The organism is Bradyrhizobium ferriligni (assembly GCF_056837965.1).
In genome coordinates this window covers 49,188-64,870 of the sequence record NZ_JBXEJO010000038.1, presented here as the reverse complement: position 1 = coordinate 64,870, position 15,683 = coordinate 49,188, and the positions used below count along the sequence as shown (strand labels likewise).

General features: G+C 60.7%; 15 protein-coding genes. 14 read left to right on the top strand and 1 reads right to left on the bottom strand.

What is annotated here, in order from left to right:
• The first annotated feature begins 2 nt into the window (after positions 1-2).
• Entirely contained in the window at positions 3-716 is a 714-nt protein-coding gene (locus AC1VNY_RS22900; protein ID WP_482406871.1) for a FadR/GntR family transcriptional regulator, read from the top strand.
• A gap of 72 nt (positions 717-788) precedes the next feature.
• Here AC1VNY_RS22900 and AC1VNY_RS22895 read toward each other — a convergent pair whose 3' ends face one another.
• Positions 789-1,562, bottom strand: coding sequence for a DeoR/GlpR family DNA-binding transcription regulator (locus AC1VNY_RS22895; protein ID WP_209944794.1), 774 nt, complete (start codon positions 1,560-1,562; stop codon positions 789-791).
• Positions 1,563-1,819: 257 nt separating this feature from the next.
• Between AC1VNY_RS22895 and AC1VNY_RS22890 the strand changes: the two genes are divergently transcribed.
• The 13 genes from AC1VNY_RS22890 (at position 1,820) to AC1VNY_RS22830 (ending at position 15,495) form a co-directional block, all read left to right on the top strand.
• Positions 1,820-2,839 (top strand): ABC transporter ATP-binding protein, encoded by a 1,020-nt coding sequence (locus AC1VNY_RS22890; RefSeq protein ID WP_209946166.1) that lies wholly within the window; start codon positions 1,820-1,822, stop codon positions 2,837-2,839.
• Between the two features lie 68 nt (positions 2,840-2,907).
• Positions 2,908-4,164 carry an ABC transporter substrate-binding protein gene (locus AC1VNY_RS22885; protein ID WP_482406897.1) on the top strand — a complete coding sequence of 419 codons (1,257 nt, stop codon included), beginning with the start codon at positions 2,908-2,910 and terminating at the stop codon, positions 4,162-4,164.
• A gap of 55 nt (positions 4,165-4,219) precedes the next feature.
• Complete coding sequence (locus tag AC1VNY_RS22880) at positions 4,220-5,134, top strand: carbohydrate ABC transporter permease (protein WP_482406896.1); 915 nt, start codon at positions 4,220-4,222, stop codon at positions 5,132-5,134.
• Complete coding sequence (locus AC1VNY_RS22875; RefSeq protein ID WP_209944797.1) at positions 5,131-5,940, top strand: carbohydrate ABC transporter permease; 810 nt, start codon at positions 5,131-5,133, stop codon at positions 5,938-5,940. The genes AC1VNY_RS22880 and AC1VNY_RS22875 overlap by 4 nt, the downstream gene beginning before the upstream one ends.
• Complete coding sequence (locus tag AC1VNY_RS22870) at positions 5,940-6,788, top strand: endonuclease/exonuclease/phosphatase family protein (RefSeq protein WP_482406870.1); 849 nt, start codon at positions 5,940-5,942, stop codon at positions 6,786-6,788. The genes AC1VNY_RS22875 and AC1VNY_RS22870 overlap by 1 nt, the downstream gene beginning before the upstream one ends.
• 84 nt (positions 6,789-6,872) lie before the next feature.
• Positions 6,873-7,250, top strand: coding sequence for an NUDIX hydrolase (locus AC1VNY_RS22865; protein WP_482406869.1), 378 nt, complete (start codon positions 6,873-6,875; stop codon positions 7,248-7,250).
• 417 nt (positions 7,251-7,667) lie between these two features.
• Positions 7,668-8,822: an extracellular solute-binding protein gene (locus tag AC1VNY_RS22860; RefSeq protein WP_482406868.1), complete on the top strand. Its 1,155-nt coding sequence runs from the start codon at positions 7,668-7,670 to the stop codon at positions 8,820-8,822.
• A 204-nt stretch (positions 8,823-9,026) separates the two neighbouring features.
• On the top strand, positions 9,027-9,953 hold the full coding sequence (locus AC1VNY_RS22855; protein WP_311989330.1) for an ABC transporter permease subunit: 927 nt from the start codon (positions 9,027-9,029) through the stop codon (positions 9,951-9,953).
• A gap of 1 nt (position 9,954) precedes the next feature.
• A complete protein-coding gene (locus tag AC1VNY_RS22850; RefSeq protein WP_482406867.1) occupies positions 9,955-10,875 on the top strand; it encodes an ABC transporter permease subunit in 921 nt (306 codons plus the stop codon).
• 9 nt (positions 10,876-10,884) lie between these two features.
• Positions 10,885-11,646: a glycerophosphodiester phosphodiesterase family protein gene (locus AC1VNY_RS22845; RefSeq protein WP_482406866.1), complete on the top strand. Its 762-nt coding sequence runs from the start codon at positions 10,885-10,887 to the stop codon at positions 11,644-11,646.
• 38 nt (positions 11,647-11,684) lie between these two features.
• Positions 11,685-13,181 (top strand): alkaline phosphatase D family protein, encoded by a 1,497-nt coding sequence (locus tag AC1VNY_RS22840; protein ID WP_482406865.1) that lies wholly within the window; start codon positions 11,685-11,687, stop codon positions 13,179-13,181.
• Positions 13,182-13,266: 85 nt separating this feature from the next.
• Positions 13,267-14,214 (top strand): sugar-binding transcriptional regulator, encoded by a 948-nt coding sequence (locus tag AC1VNY_RS22835; protein ID WP_482406864.1) that lies wholly within the window; start codon positions 13,267-13,269, stop codon positions 14,212-14,214.
• A 264-nt stretch (positions 14,215-14,478) separates the two neighbouring features.
• Entirely contained in the window at positions 14,479-15,495 is a 1,017-nt protein-coding gene (locus tag AC1VNY_RS22830) for a zinc-dependent alcohol dehydrogenase (RefSeq protein ID WP_482406863.1), read from the top strand.
• Positions 15,496-15,683: the final 188 nt, after the last annotated feature.

Sequence of the window (15,683 nt, the reverse complement as noted above, 5' to 3'; positions counted from 1 at the left end):
CGATGCTCATCAAGCCGGTGAGTCGCGCCACGCTGCCGCAGGAGATCGTGAAAGCGCTCACCGATCTGATCATGAAACGGGTGTGGAAGCCCGGCGACCTGATCCCTTCCGAAAAAGAGCTGGCGATCCGCTTCGACGTTGGACGGTCGACGATCCGCGAGGCGGTAAAGAGTCTTGTTGTACTCGGCGTGCTGGAAGCGCGCGCCGGGGAGGGATCGTTTGTGCGCGAGCCGACCTCGGAGCTTCTCTCTGGTGCGTTCCGCTGGGGGGTGCTCTTAAGTGAAGGCAATCTCGACGACTTTGTCGACGTACGTGCTCACATTGAGGTGGAATGTGCGCGTCGCGCAGCCACCAACCGCACCGACGAGCTATCAGAGCAGCTGCGCAGATGCATTGACGAGATGGGCGCTGAACCCATGGATCACAGTGCCTTCATGGACGCGGATACGCGATTCCATCTAGCCATCGCCCGCGCCGCCAACAATCCGATCTTCGAAAACATCGGATCGACAATTCAATCAATCGTGCGGATCTGGTACCCGAGGACGTATTATATCCCCGAGACAAAGGGGCGGACGGTTTCGGAGCATCGAGCAATCGCCGACGCGATCGCCGCAGGTGATTGCGATGGAGCAGGGAACGCCATGCGTGCTCACCTTATCGCAGCCAGCCTCCGGTTGCGCAGGACATTCGCCAGCGACCGGGACGAAGGCTAGCGAAAGCCCGGCCGCGAAAGTCCATCGGCGACTCCTGGGCCCGTCCGTCGGACACTGACCGGCGACAGCCGGCTAGTCCTTCGCAGTTGCGTGAATGCGATTGGCGTACTTCGCGGCGAGCAGCTGGAAGGCCGGCGGTAACGAACTGTCCGTGAAGAGGTGATGACAATCTTCGAGATGTCCGCCTCGCACCGTGGCGTTACGGCCAAACTTGGTGATATCAGCCACGAGCACCGCTGTTCGCGAATTGGCAACGATGGATTGCCGAGCCTGAACCTCACCAGCGTGAAAATCGAGCAGAGTGCCGTCCTGGTCGATTCCGCCGACACCGAAGATCCCGTAGTCGGCCCTGAAGCCAGAGAAGAAACGGGCGGCGGCTTCGCCGACGATATCCCTGTCGAGCGGGCGAAGCGTGCCGCCTGCGATCGAAATCTCCACGTCGGGATTTTGAGCGAAAGCTGCAGCCACGTTCAGATTGTTGGTGATCACGCGCAAATCCTGGCGTCGGGATAACGCTTGCGCAACGTATTCAGGCGTTGTGCCGAGGCCGATCATGAGCGATGCCCCATCGGGGATCAACTTGGCGGTCTCGTGGGCAATGCGACGTTTCGCATCGGCATTCAACCCCTGCCGGCTTCCATATGCGAGGTTCTGGCTCTGCACGGGGAGGCCGACGCCGCCATGGATTCGTCTGAGTAGGCCCTGGTCGCACAGAGCATTCACGAGGCGGCGAATGGTTTGCTGGGTGACGTGGAAACGCGTCGCAAGATGCTCGATCGAGGCGAAACCGTCCTCTCGCACGATCTCCAGAATGTGGGTCTGACGTGCTGTGGGCGTCTTGAGCATGGGCTCTCCGTTGCCACCAAAGTATCATTTGAACAGTCCATGTGCAATTTTCTGTTTCATATATCGTCACACTATGTTCATATGAACAAAATAGCTGTTGCGTCAATGAATGTTGCGCAGCCATGGGAGGGAAACGGCATGGATCGGTCCATCGGGCGTGACCGACCTTGGAGCGCTCTGCCGAGGCGAGTCGCCGTGCGCTTGTGCAGCGACATCTACGTACCATGCAGATCAACGCAGCCGAGAACGAACAGATCATGTCGGCGATTGCGCTGAGCCATGTCTCCAAGTCCTGGGGGCCGATGCGTGCTGTCGACGACGTAAGTCTGACGGCGGAAGAAGGCTCGCTGCTGGTACTGCTAGGGCCTTCGGGATGTGGCAAGTCAACCACCCTTCGCCTGATCGCAGGTCTTGAAGACGCCGACGTCGGCACCATTACGATCGGCGGCGTCGACGTGACGCGTCTCACCCCTGCGCAACGGAAGATCTCGATGGTCTTCCAATCCTATGCGCTGTTTCCGCATTTGAGTGTGGCCGAGAACATCGTCTTCGGCCTTCGCGTGCGGCGGGTATCACGGGCCGAGCGGGACGAACGGCTCCGTCGCGTGGCCGACATCGTTGGTCTTTCGCATCTCCTCGAGCGCAAGCCGTCGCAATTGTCCGGCGGTCAACGTCAGCGCGTGGCGCTGGGGCGGGCCATCATCGCGGAGGCGCGCGTATGTCTCATGGACGAACCGCTGTCGAATCTGGACGCCAAGTTGCGGCATGAGATGCGGACAGAAATCCGTGCTCTGCAACAGCGCCTTGGCATGACGATGGTCTACGTCACCCACGACCAGACCGAGGCCATGACGATGGCCGACCGTGTCGTGCTGATGCGCGATGGCCGTATCGAACAGAATGGGTCACCGGAGGAACTCTATCATCGCCCGGCAACGGCATTCACGGCGAGGTTCATCGGTACGCCGCCGATGAACCTGGTGCGCCAGGGCGATCGGCTGATTGGTATTCGGCCGGAGCATGTCCGGATCGTGCCTGGCGGAGATCACACTGCACGCGTCAAGGCTGTCGAGCATCTCGGCGCCGACAGCATCGTCCTGTGTGAGATCGACGGGCAGCCGATCTCGGTTCGGCTCGACGGTTTCAGCAAGGTTCAGCCGGGCGAAGATGTTCGGATCATCTGGGACGCGGGTCACGAACATCGTTTCGATCCCGGCTCGGAAATCCGGCTTGGAGACAACGTAGACGAGAGCCGGCGGGCAGCATCCATTCAATAGGCGTGGTGACGTCAGGGCTGTCGAAGGCGATCACGAGGGAGGTGAAGAAAATGTTTGCTCGACGAAGAGTGTTGATGGCGGCGGCGTTCGCTGCACTGTCCATGGGAGCCCGTCCCGCGGCTGCGGTGGATTTGACGATGTACTATCCGGTTGCGGTCGGCGGGCCCGTCACGAAGATCGTCGACGACATGGTGTCGCGGTTCGAGAAGGACAATCCGGACATCAAGGTGACGGCGGTCTATGCCGGCAATTACACGGATACGATGACCAAGGCGATGACGGCTATGAAGGGCGGACAGCCGCCGCAACTGTCGGTGCTGTTGTCCACTGACGTCTTCACGCTCATGGACGAGAACGCGATTGTGCCGATCGACGGCCTCGTCAGCGACAAGACGTGGTTCAAGGAATTCTATCCGGCCTTCATGGCGAACGGACAGATCGACGGCAAGACCTGGAGCATTCCGTTCCAGCGCTCGACCATCGTGCTGTATTGGAACAAGGAGGCCTTCAAGGAGGCCGGCCTCGATCCCGAGAAGCCGCCGTCATCATGGGACGACATGGTCGAGATGTCGAAGAAGCTGGTGAAGAAGGATGGCGCCGGGAATACCACGCGCTGGGGAGTCGAGATTCCATCGACCGGCTACGCCTACTGGATGCTGCAGGCGCTCGCCATCGAGAACGGCCAGAGGATAATGAACGAGCCCGGCAATGAGGTTTATCTGACCGCGCCGAAGACGGTCGCCGCGCTCGACTATTGGGTCGACCTGTCACGCAAGCACAATGTCGCGCCGGCGGGCAGCATCGACTGGGCCACGCTGCGCACCGACTTCCTCGAGGGCAAGACCGCGATGATGTGGCACACCACCGGCAACCTGACGGCCGTCAAGGACGCCGCGAAATTCCAGTTCGGCGTCGCCATGCTGCCGGCCAAGGAGCGGCGGGGATCGCCGACCGGGGGCGGCAATTTCTACATCTTCAAGAGCGCCTCTCCCGAGCAGCAGAAGGCGGCCGTCAAGTTCATTCAGTGGATGACCGCCCCGGAGCGGGCTGCGGAATGGAGCATGAAGACCGGCTACGTCGCCGTGTCGCCCGCAGCCTACAAGACGAAGGTTATGGAAGACTATGCAAAGGGGTTCCCGCAGGCGACCGTTGCGCGCGATCAGCTCGAGCATGCGGTGCCGGAGCTCTCCGTCCACGAGAACGGCCGCATCTACAAGTTTGTCGGCGACGCGGTGCAGGCCGCGATCACCGGAGCACAGAAGCCGCAGGAGGCACTCGCTGCTGCGCAGCAGCAGGCCGACCGCGTGCTGCGCGCCTACAAATAAGGGTAACGGTGGGATGGTGGCTCGCCGCCATCCCACCTCTTGAGGAGTGGCCGACATCACCACCTCATCGCTGATTGTCCCGCCGCGCCGCACCGGATCGCAGGCGTGGTGGAACGCCGTGAATGCCTGGCTGCTGCTGTTGCCGGCGGGGGTGCTGCTGGTCGCCTTCACCCATTACCCGATCCTGGCGACGATCCGGCATTCGCTGTTCATCACGAGCCGGAAAGGCTCCGAGGTTTTCGTCGGCTTCGAGAGCTATCAAGCCATGGCGGCCGACCCGATCTTCTGGAAGGCGCTGGTCAACAATTTCTGGTTCGCACTCGGTACCATCCCGACCTCGATCGCGCTGGCCCTGGTGATGGCGATCTGGGTCAATCGCAACATGCGCGGCCGCGGCTTTCTGCGCCTGGCCTACTTCACGCCGACCGTGCTGCCGATGATCGCGGTCGCCAACATCTGGCTGTTTTTCTACACGCCGGACTACGGACTCCTCGATCAGATGCGCGGCATCTTCGGTCTCGCCGGCTGGAATTGGCTGGGTGATCCCTCGACGGTCATGGGGTGCCTGATCGTGATGGTGATCTGGAAGGAGGCCGGGTTCTTCATGATCTTCTATCTCGCCGCCCTTCAGCAGCTCTCGCCCGATCTCGACGAGGCCGCGTCCATCGAAGGAGCGAGCCGATGGTACATCTTCCGCCGGATCACCTTCCCGCTGCTGATGCCCACCACGTTGTTCGTGGCGATCAACGCTGTCATCAACTCGTTCAAGCTGGTGGATCACCTCGTGATCATGACCAAGGGCGGCCCAAACAACGCGAGCACGTTGCTGCTGTACTACATCTATGAAGTCGCGTTCACGTTCCAGGACTCGTCCTACGCGGCGACGCTGACGGTGGTTCTTCTGGCGCTGCTGAGCGCTGTTGCGTTGGTCAAGTTCGGTTATCTCGATCGCAGGATCCACTACCAATGACAGGCCGGACACATCCCGTCGAGGCGGTCGCCGCATGGGCCTTGGCCTTGGTCTGGCTCGCGCCGCTGGCCTACGCCTTCTGGAGCGCGCTGCATCCGGCCGCGTACGCGACGTCGTTCAGCTTGTCCGCGCCATGGACGCTGGAGAATTTTTCACGGGCATGGAAGCAGGCGCCGTTCGCCCGCTATTACCTTAATACGATTGCCCTGGTGACTCTCGTCCTGATCGGCCAGCTCATTCTCTCGACGCTCGCCGCCTACGCCTTTGCGCGCTTCAAGTTCCGCGGCAGTGGAATCGCCTTCGCGCTGGTCCTGCTGCAACTGATGATCATGCCCGACGTACTGATCGTCGAAAATTATCGCGCGATCGCAAGGCTGGGATTGCTGGACACAATCCCCGCGATCGCGCTGCCGTATATGGCCAGCGCCTTCGGCATCTTTCTGCTCCGGCAGACCTTCAAGAGCGTGCCCCAGGAACTGGTCGAGGCGGCTCGGGTCGAGGGGGCGGGGCCATTGGGGATCCTGTGGCGGGTCTATGTCCCGCTAGCCCGTCCGACCTATGTGGCCTTCGGCCTCGTCTCCGTCAGCTACCACTGGAACAATTTTCTGTGGCCGCTGATCGTCACGAACTCGGTGGAGGCGCGGCCGCTTACCGTGGGATTGGCGGTGTTCGGCGCGCCGGAGACCGGGGTGGACTGGTCGGTCATCACGGCGGCAACGGTGATGACCATGGCGCCGCTCTTGATCGCGTTTCTTCTCTTTCAACGGCAGTTCGTTCAATCCTTCATGCGTGCGGGTATTCGGTGATGCGGCTTCTGACCTGGAACATACAGTGCGGTAAAGGTTGCGACGGAATTGTCGACCTGGAGAGGATTGTCTCGGTCGCAAAGGAGACGTCGGATGCGGACGTCTTTTGCTTTCAAGAGGTAAGCTCGAATTTCTCGAAGCATGATGGCGGCAATGATCAGAGCGCAAGGCTTGCCTCGTTGCTGCCGGGCTATATGCCGATTTTCTGGCCTGCGATCGAAACAGTCGATCAGGCCGGCCAACTCCATCGCTTCGGAAACATGACCTTGTCGCGCTTGCCGGTCGTGCAGATTAACAATCACATCTTGCCGTGGCCTGGCGCGGGCACAGGACGCAGCATGCGGCGCCATGCGCTGGAAGTGACGGTCAAGTCTGCGTTCGGCGCGGTACGTATCGTCAATACTCATCTGGAGTACTATTCGTCCGCCCAGCGCGAAGCGCAAATCGCGCGTCTGTTGGACTTGCAGGAGGACGCGTCGACCAGTCCAAAAGCGCCCACAGCGCGGCCCGACGAGCCTTACGAAAGCCAGACCGTCGCGGCGTCGAGCCTCATGTGCGGCGATTTCAATTTCGACGTCACCAATCCCCAGCACACGATCATCGATCGGTCGGCCCGACCGGGGCTCAACTACCGCGATGCGTGGACGGCTCGTCGCTCCGACCGGGAGCGGTCCCCAACCTGCGGGCTCTATGACCGCGTCCAGTGGACCGAAGGACCGGACTGTCGCGACTTCATCTTCGTGACTGAGGATCTGGTCGGACGCATTCATCACATTGACGTAAACGTAAGGACCGACGCCTCCGATCATCAGCCTGTCTTTATCGAGTTAGCGAAGACAGAGATGTAACTGAGCGAAATCAGGTCGCGCGAAAATTCGAGGGTCGTCGTCTTCCTTGCGGGATGGCAATCAAACCCGGGATAGCTTGAGCGTATGACAAAAGCTTCGAAGCTGGTCGCAGCGAGAAACGGAAGGGTCCTGCTCGTCAGGCGGCGTCACGACAAACTCTGGATGTTTCCCGGAGGTCGAAAGCACGACGGGGAAAGTCAAAGGAAATGCCTTCATCGCGAGATAGCGGAGGAATTGCCCAAGCTCAAGATCGAAGGCCTAAAGCTATGGAAGGAAGTAAAGGTCCGGAACCGGCAAACTCGACGAAAGATGAGCGATGCGATCTTCATAACCAAGAAAGTTTCTGGCCAATTGAAGATCGGCGACAAGAAGGAGATTGACAAGGCTGCGTGGCGAAAGCCGCGCGGCATCAAGCTTACGGCGACTTCGCGCTATATCCGGGACAAGCTCTTCCCGAAATAGGTTCCTCAATCGAATCGACCTGAGTTTTGGTTCCGCAAGATCTTGCGTGCGAAGATCATAACCGCCCGCCGAAGTGCTCCAGCTCCGCGATGTTTGCCGTCATGAGGCCTTGGCAGGAGGCCGCTGCGGATCGTCGACGTCCGCGCTGTTCAGATAGTCGATGCGGCAGAGCTGGCGAACGCTGGAAGGCGTCGATGCACCCGCGCGTTCGGTTCCGCCGACAAATCTGCCTCTTTCATCGTCGCGAGACATATGTCATGGTTGAAATACAAATGATCAGAAGGCGCGAAACCATCGTGCTTTTGACCGGGAGGACCATCCATGAAGAGAGCAATATTCATGGCGGTTTTGTTTGCAGCTTTGGCGTTCGCGCCCTCGGCGAGGGCCGCGCGAATAGAAGTGCAATGGTGGCATGCAATGAGCGGCGTGCTGGGCGATCGTCTCAACGAGCTCGTCGACAAGTTCAACAAGTCTCAGGACAAATACACAGTCATCGCCGTTGCCAAAGGCAATTACGACGAGGTGACTAACGGCGTCATCGCCGCCTACCGCGCCAAACGGCCGCCGGAGATGGTGCAGATCGCCGAGCGTGGCTACATGACCATGCTGCTGTCGGATGCCGTTGTGCCCGTGCAGGATCTTCTGGAGAAGCAGGGCTACAAGATCGACTTTGCCGACTTCATCAAACCCGTCGCGAGCTTCTGGAGTTACAAAGGACGGATGTCGGCGCTGCCGTTCAATTCGTCGACGCCGATCCTCTGGTACAACAAGGATCACTTCCAGAAAGCCGGCTTCGACAAGCCGGCGGACACCTGGCAGGAACTGGAAAAGCAGCTCTACGCCATCAAGGCCAAGGGAATCAGCGGGTGCGGCACCGTGCTGCCCGGTGATTTCTACTGGAGCCTGCTGGAAAACTACAGCGCTATCAACAATCAACCTTATGGCACGCTGGCCAACGGGTTTGACGGGCTCGGCACCGAATTCGTCTACAACAAGACCAAGGTGGTCGCGCAGGTGGCACGGCTGAAGAAATGGCTTGATGACGGCATCATGCAGATTGCCGGCCAGGGATTCAGCCCCGAGCAATTATTTACCTCGGGCCGCTGCTCGACCTTCGTCAACTCCACTGCCTCGCACGGCAATATCGAGCGAAATGCCACCATCAACTGGAGCGCCACGTTCCTGCCGCGTGAAAGCGACATCAACCTACCGCTGAACAGCACGATCGGTGGCGGCGCGATCTGGGTGATGAAGGGCCACACGCCGGAGCGCTACGAGGCCGTAGCGGCCTTCCTCAATTTCATCGCCCAGCCGGAGACCCAGGTTTGGTGGCACGGCGCGACAGGCTACGTCCCGGCGACCAACCGCGCTTACGAGCTCGCGCGGGAAGCGCGGCTATTACAAGGATCACCCAACGCGAGAGATCGCCGTGCTACAATTGTCGCGTGGGACGCCGAACGAAAATTCGCGCGGCTTCCGTTTCGGCAATTTCGTGCAGACCATGCTGGCGCAGCGCCAGGAGGTGGAGGCGGTCTTTGCGGGCCAGAAACAGCCGCAACAGGCGATGGATGACGCGGTCAAGCGCGGCAACGAGATCCTCCGGCAGTTCGAGAAGCTCAATGCCGGGAAAAACGTCGACGGCGATCGCTGACGGCCATGACCGTGCGTTCGTCAGCGACGTGGCGTGACGTGACTGTGCCGGCACAACCGCGTTCGGTTGCTGTGCCTGCCGGGCAAGCCTTGCGTAGCGCCACGGCCGATGGCGGCCGGGCCGCTGTGTCGAAGAGGAGGGCGCGGCCGGCACAGGAGGCGGGCCTGAAGCGCGCGAATTTCGGCGACGGGCCGGGCCTGCCAACCTTGCTGCTGCTGCCGCAGTTCCTGATCCTGCTGTTCTTTTTCTTCATCCCCTCGCTGCGGGCTCTAACGCAGTCGGTGCTGCTGTCTGATCCCTTCGGCACGACAGTCCAGTTCGTGTGGCTCGACAATTTCAAGGCGTTGTTCGCCAATGGAGAGTACCGCCAGTCGTTGTGGGTGACGTTGCAGTTCACGGTTGGACAGAACGTGCTGACGCTGGTAGTCGCGCTTGTGCTTGCCTTCGCCACCGACCACATCGTCCGTGGCCGTTCGGTCTACCGCACTATCATTTTGTTGCCCTATGCGATTGCGCCCGCGATAGCCGGCATTCTCTGGGCCTTCCTGTTTAATCCCGCGGTTGGGCCACTTGCCCAGATGCTGCATGCGCTCGGAATCGGCTGGGATCCGAACCTCAATCCTAACCATGCGCTGATCCTGGTAACGCTGGCCGCTTCGTGGAAGCACATTTGCTACGACTACATCTTCCTGGTGGTGGGACTGCTCGCCGTGCCGGTATCGCTGATGGAGGCCGCTGCGGTCGACGGCGCCGGCCCGATCCGGCGCTTCGTCTCGATCGGCCTGCCCATGCTGGGGCCGACCGTGTTCTTCCTCGCCGTAATGAACTTCATCTACGGCTTCTTCGAGACGTTTGCGATCATCGACGCCGTCACCAAGGGAGGGCCGGCCGGCGCCACGAACATCCTCGTCTACAAGGTCTATGTCGACGGCTTCGTCAATCTCGACCTCGGCTCCTCCGCCGCGCAGTCGGTGCTGTTGATGAGCTTCGCGCTGCTGTGCACGCTGCTGCAGTTCCGCTATTTCGACCGCAAGGTTAATTACGGAGTTTGAGATGGTCGAGCGCGCCCCCGTTCTCACCTTCGCCTGCCACGCGATTCTGATTGTGGGGGCGTTGATCGTGTGCGTGCCGCTCTATTTTGCCTTTGTCGCCGGTTCGCTCACCATCGGCGACGTGCAGAAGGTGCCCTTGCCATGGCTCCCGGGCGATCAGTTCGTCCCCAATTTGCAGGCGGCCTGGGCGAAAGCGAATTTTGGCCGGACCTTTGTCAATTCAACCGTAGTGGCGGTGGGCATTACCGCCGGCAAGATCATCGTATCGCTGCTCTCGGCCTTCGCGATCACCTATTTCCGTTTTCGCTACCGGATGCTGGCATTCTGGCTGATCTTCGTCTCGCTGATGCTGCCCATCGAGGTGCGGATCGTGCCGACCTTCGAGGCGGTCGCGAATGCCGCGTTGCCGCTGCAATGGCTGGCCGACACGCTGCACGTGGCGGCTCTTCTCGGCTGGATCAGCGGTAATCGCATCGACATCGCGCTGGAATGGAACATGGTCAACACCTATCCCGGGCTGATCTTGCCGCTGATGGCATCCGCCACCGCGACTTTCCTGTTTCGCCAGTTTTTTCTGACCGTGCCCGACGAACTTTGCGAAGCGGCGCGGCTCGACGGTGCGTCACCGCTGCGCTTCTTCTGGAGCATCCTGCTGCCGCTGTCGGTGCCGAACATGGTCGCGCTTGCGATCATCCTGTTCCTGTTCGGCTGGAACCAGTATCTTTGGCCGCTGCTCTTCACAACGGACAAGGACATGGCAACAGCCGTCATTGCCCTAAAGAACCTGATCCCGCGCGCGGACGCAGAGCCGGCCTGGAACGTCGCCATGAGCGGTGCGCTGCTAACCATGCTGCCGCCGACCCTGGTGATCCTGCTGCTGCAGCGCTGGTTCCTGAAAGGGCTCGTCGACAGCAGCAAGTGAGGGTTGAAAATGGTTTTCATCGCCGGACATCGTGGTGCGCGCGACCTTTGGCCTGAGAACAGCATTCTCGGCTTCCGGAATTTATGTGGGCTCGGCGTCGACGCGGTCGAGTTTGATGTCCACCAAAGCGCCGACGGCGGCATCGTGGTGATCCACGATCCCTTGCTCGACCGCACTACGCATGACAGCGGTCCGGTTGGCGAGCAAAGCCTGAACCGCCTGACATCGACACGACTCCGCGACGCCGGCGATGAATGCATTCCGACGCTCTCGTCAGTGCTCGATGTGTTCAACGACACCGCGCTCGAGCTGCATGTTGAGATCAAGACCGATGCGTTAGGTAATACCTATCAAGGCTTGGAGGCAAGGTTGATCGAGGAGATCAGGCGGCGCGGGCTGGAGCGGCGGGCGATTCTCACCTGTTTCGTCCCTGAGGTGATCGAGACCGTGCGCAAGCTCGCGCCCGACGCCCGCGTGCTGACCTCGCTCGATCGTCGCTCGGCGGAGATGATGGGCGGAATCAGGCCGGCGCTGGAACGGCTGGCCGGAATTCGTGATTGTGTCGTAGCGATCGAGAAGACGCTGCTGGCGCCGGTGTTGCCGCTGGCGCTCGGTATCCTCGGTACGGCGCGGCTCGGCGCTTGGGTTGCCAACACGCCGGAGGACATCAAATATTGGCTGGCTCAGCCGGTGCGGCAGATCACGACCGACCGGCCTGACCTCGCGGTTGACATTAGGCGCAAGCGCAGCTCGATCCCGGCAGCGTCATGACCGCGGGGATTTCGAGACGGCGTTTCTTGAGGGCGGCGATGGCGAGCGCCACGCTCGCTGCTCCTTTTGGCATCGTGCGCGGAGCGCCGGTTAATTTCGGTGCCGATCCATATACGCTCGGCATCGCCTCCGGCTGTCCACGCGCGGACAGCGTCATCCTGTGGACCCGTCTCGCGCCATCGCCACTCGAAGATGGCGGCATGCCGCAGACGCCGGTCGACGTCGAATGGCAGGTTGCAGAGGATGAAAAGTTTGCGCGTATCGCTGCGCGTGGCACTGAGCGCGCGATGGCCGATCTAGCGCATTCCGTGCATGTGGAGGCGAGGGGGCTGCAGCCTGATCGCATCTACTGGTACCGCTTCCGCGCGGGTAGCGCGGTCAGCCCGGTTGGGCGGACCCGCACTGCGCCGGGGGGCCCCAAGCCGCGCGTTCGGTTCGCTTTCGCATCCTGTCAGCAATATGAGCAGGGATTCTTCAGCGCCTATCGTGACATGGCCGCGCGCGACCTGGATGTGGTCGTGCATCTCGGCGACTACATTTACGAGCGATCCTGGGGATCGCACCATGTGCGCCAGCACGGTGTCGGGATCCCGACGACGCTCGCCGAGTACCGGAACCGCTACGCACTTTATAAGAGGGATGCCGACTTGCAAGCCGCGCACGCTGCCTTTCCGTGGCTTTCGATCTGGGACGATCACGAGGTCACCGACGATTACGCCAATGACCGCTCCTACACGATACGCGACTCCGTCCAGTTCCTGAAGATCCGGGCCGCCGCCTACCAAGCCTATTACGAACACATGCCGCTGCCGGCGTCGGCCCGACCACGCGGGCCGGATGCAACGATCTACGAGCATTATCGGTTCGGCGATGTGATGGACGTGCTGCTGCTCGATGACCGGCAATATCGCTCGGCTTCGGCTTGCGTGAACGGCGGGCGGCCGACCTGGATCGTTCCATGTGCGGAGCGGATCGAGGAGGCTCGGACGATGCTGGGTCGCGCACAGGAACGATGGTTGGACGAAAGTCTCGGCAAATGTCACGCACGCTGGACGATCGTCGCGCAGCAGACCTTGATGGTGGAGGATCGGCGCGGCGCCGACGACGGCGATCATTACTGGATGGACGGTTGGGACGGCTATCCCAACGCGCGCCGGCGGCTGCTCGATGCTCTCGTCGTGCATCGGACGCGGAATCCGGTCGTAATCGGGGGCGATCGCCACGCCTTCTTTGCCGGCACCCTAAAGCGCGATTTCACCGAGCCGGACGAGGCTGCCATCGCGACGGAATTCGTGGGTACGTCAATTACATCGGACGGTCCGAGCGAGACCGCGACGCGCAAGGCGATCGCTGACAATCCGCATCTGACTTTCGCGCGCGGTGACAAGCGTGGCTTTGCCACTGTCGAGCTTGATGCGAAGACCTGTACGGTCGGGTTTGAGGTCGTCGACGACGTCAAGGAGATCAATAGCAACGTGCGGCGGCTTGCGACCTTCGTGGTGGAGGACGCGGTACGGGGACCGAAGTTGATCTGATATCGGGATTCGACGATGGGCAGAGGGTTGCGACAAGTGGTCATATCCATGACGAGCTTTTGACAGTTCTCCAGGAGATTGCGCTTTGAGTGACCAGATTAGCCTGCGTATTGCTTGGCTTTACTACATGGAAAATTTGACTCAGGCCGAGATTGGCGAGCGGCTAGGGCTGACGCGAGCGCGCGTCAACCGCACGTTGGCGGAGGCGCGGCAGAGCGGCCTTGTCAGCATTCGGCTGAATTCCCAGTTTGCTAGTTGCACCGACTTGGAGCACCGGCTGCGCGAGCGGTGCGGGCTGGACGACGCGGTGGTGATCCCGAGCCCGGAAAACCCTGAACTGGTGGCAAGCCTGATTGGAATGGCGGCCGGAGCCTATTTATCGAAATTTCTGGATGAGAAGCATCCGCGAACGATCGGCATCGGATGGGGCGCGACCCTGCGCGAAACGATCCGTCATGTAACGCCGGCAGAGCACCCGGATCTCTGGGTCGTCTCGATGATGGGAGGTCTCTCGCGCGGACTCGAGCTCAATACTTTCGAGATCGCGGGTGAGTTGGCGCGCAGGCTTCATGCCAAATGCAGTTATCTTGCCGCCCCGATCTACGCCAGCAGCAGACGCTCACGCGACACGTTCATGGCGCAAGAAGTCTATGCGGAGGTTCTGGAGCGAGTGGGGCGGCTCGATCTGGCGCTGCTTAGCCTGGGCGATCTCTCGCCGCGCTCTCTGTTGGTACGGCATGGCCTGCCGCCCGATGTCGGCATCGAGGATTTGCGTGCCGCCGGGGCGGTCGGCGACGTGCTGGGGCAGTATCTCGATCAATCCGGCCGGCAGATCAACCACGGCATAAATGCGCGCGCGATCGCCCTTCCGATCGAAAAGCTCGCGAAGACGCCAAGCGTCATGTTGATCGCGGGAGGCACCAACAAGGCGCCCGTGATTGCAGCTGCACTGCTGGGGCGGATCGGCAAGGTGTTGGTCACGGACGAGAAGGCGGCGGCTGGAGCGCTCAAACTGATCGGTAATCGACGATGAGTGTCCCGTCGGGTTGAACGTAGGGACCCGTGGAGTGAAGGTGATCGTTATGGATCCAGGGGACGCGAGCGGCGGTAGCACCGCCATCGATCGACGGGCCGCAATGGCCGGATCAGCATTCGGCTCGGGGCGGGGCGATGGTACGGCCGTAGCGCGAATCTTAGGGATCGAAGTGACAGAGCATTTGTAAAATATAAAATACATATGTACTTGTACAACTCTCAAGGGCGATACCTGGCACAAGCATGAACGAGGGCTTTGAATATGCGCGCGGCCGTTCTCCATGATATTCGCGACATTCGCGTTACCGACATCGCGATGCCAGCACCGGGGGCGAACGAAGTCGTGGTGCGGGTCAAGGCTGTGGGCATCTGCGGTAGCGATTTGCATTCGTATCTGGAGGGCGGAACGACCGGACCGACCCGGATAAAGCCGTTCGTGCTCGGTCATGAATTTTCAGGCACGTTGACCCCCGAGAGCGCACGACGGGTTGGATTGCCGGCGGAAACGTTGGTGGCCGTTGATCCTTCAATTTCCTGCGGTCGCTGCGAATGGTGCCATCGGGGCCATACGAACCTGTGTCCAAACGTACGCTTTCTCGGTTATGCCCCGAACAATGGTGCGATGGCCGAGTTCATCTGTGTACCGACATCTGCCGTGCATGTCGTGCCTGACAGCCTCGATCCTGCTGCCGCTGCCATCCTTGAAACGCTCGGGGTCGCGATCCACGCTATGGACCTCGCGCGTCCACGATTGATGGAAACCGTGTCGGTGCTTGGTTGCGGTCCGGTAGGACTGTTGGTGATTCAATTGGCGCGGTTGGCTGGCGCCGGGAAGATCGTCGCGGTCGATCCGGTAAAGGAACGGACGGAATTGGCCTGCGAGCTGGGTGCCGAGGTTGCATGCGCTAGCTGCGATGAAGTTGCAAGCTATACAGACGGCCGCGGTGCTGACCTCGTAATCGAGGCGACAGACTCTTCACACGGTTTCGAGCATGCCGCTCGTAGCGCCCGCATTGGTGGCCGGCTCGTGATCGTCGGAATCCCGGAGAACAATCAATATGTGTTGAGCGGCGCAGAATCGCGTCGCAAAGGCCTTTCGATCAAGTTCTCGCGCCGAATGCCGGAAGTCTATCCACGCGCCATTGGCCTGGCACGGAGCGGTCGCATCAAACTCGCGCCACTTGCAACACATCGATTTTCGCTGGATCAGACTGCCGCGGCGTTCGAACAGCAGTCCGCGCGTCGCGACGGCATCATCAAGGCGATAATATATCCATAGAACTAGATCGAGGAAGCGTGAGTTCACCTAATGACCAAGACACTTATCTTCGATTTTGACGGAGTTGTCGCGGACAGTTGGGCGCGCCGACGACAGTCGGGGATTCCTATCGCCACTATCTGGGTAAGCGGTTCAACGAAATTGTCGTCGAGATCGAGAGGACGGTCGGAAGAGCTCTGCCCTCATGA

Excerpts from the sequence above, each read along its gene's own strand:
- AC1VNY_RS22845 (WP_482406866.1), top strand. The coding sequence starts at position 10,885 with ATGGTTTTCATCGCCGGACATCGTGGTGCGCGCGACCTTTGGCCTGAG.
- AC1VNY_RS22860 (WP_482406868.1), top strand. The coding sequence starts at position 7,668 with ATGAGCGGCGTGCTGGGCGATCGTCTCAACGAGCTCGTCGACAAGTTC.
- AC1VNY_RS22865 (WP_482406869.1), top strand. The coding sequence starts at position 6,873 with ATGACAAAAGCTTCGAAGCTGGTCGCAGCGAGAAACGGAAGGGTCCTG.
- AC1VNY_RS22900 (WP_482406871.1), top strand. The coding sequence starts at position 3 with ATGCTCATCAAGCCGGTGAGTCGCGCCACGCTGCCGCAGGAGATCGTG.
- AC1VNY_RS22895 (WP_209944794.1), bottom strand. The coding sequence starts at position 1,562 with ATGCTCAAGACGCCCACAGCACGTCAGACCCACATTCTGGAGATCGTG.
- AC1VNY_RS22870 (WP_482406870.1), top strand. The coding sequence starts at position 5,940 with ATGCGGCTTCTGACCTGGAACATACAGTGCGGTAAAGGTTGCGACGGA.
- AC1VNY_RS22830 (WP_482406863.1), top strand. The coding sequence starts at position 14,479 with ATGCGCGCGGCCGTTCTCCATGATATTCGCGACATTCGCGTTACCGAC.
- AC1VNY_RS22890 (WP_209946166.1), top strand. The coding sequence starts at position 1,820 with ATGTCGGCGATTGCGCTGAGCCATGTCTCCAAGTCCTGGGGGCCGATG.
- AC1VNY_RS22840 (WP_482406865.1), top strand. The coding sequence starts at position 11,685 with ATGGCGAGCGCCACGCTCGCTGCTCCTTTTGGCATCGTGCGCGGAGCG.
- AC1VNY_RS22850 (WP_482406867.1), top strand. The coding sequence starts at position 9,955 with ATGGTCGAGCGCGCCCCCGTTCTCACCTTCGCCTGCCACGCGATTCTG.
- AC1VNY_RS22875 (WP_209944797.1), top strand. The coding sequence starts at position 5,131 with ATGACAGGCCGGACACATCCCGTCGAGGCGGTCGCCGCATGGGCCTTG.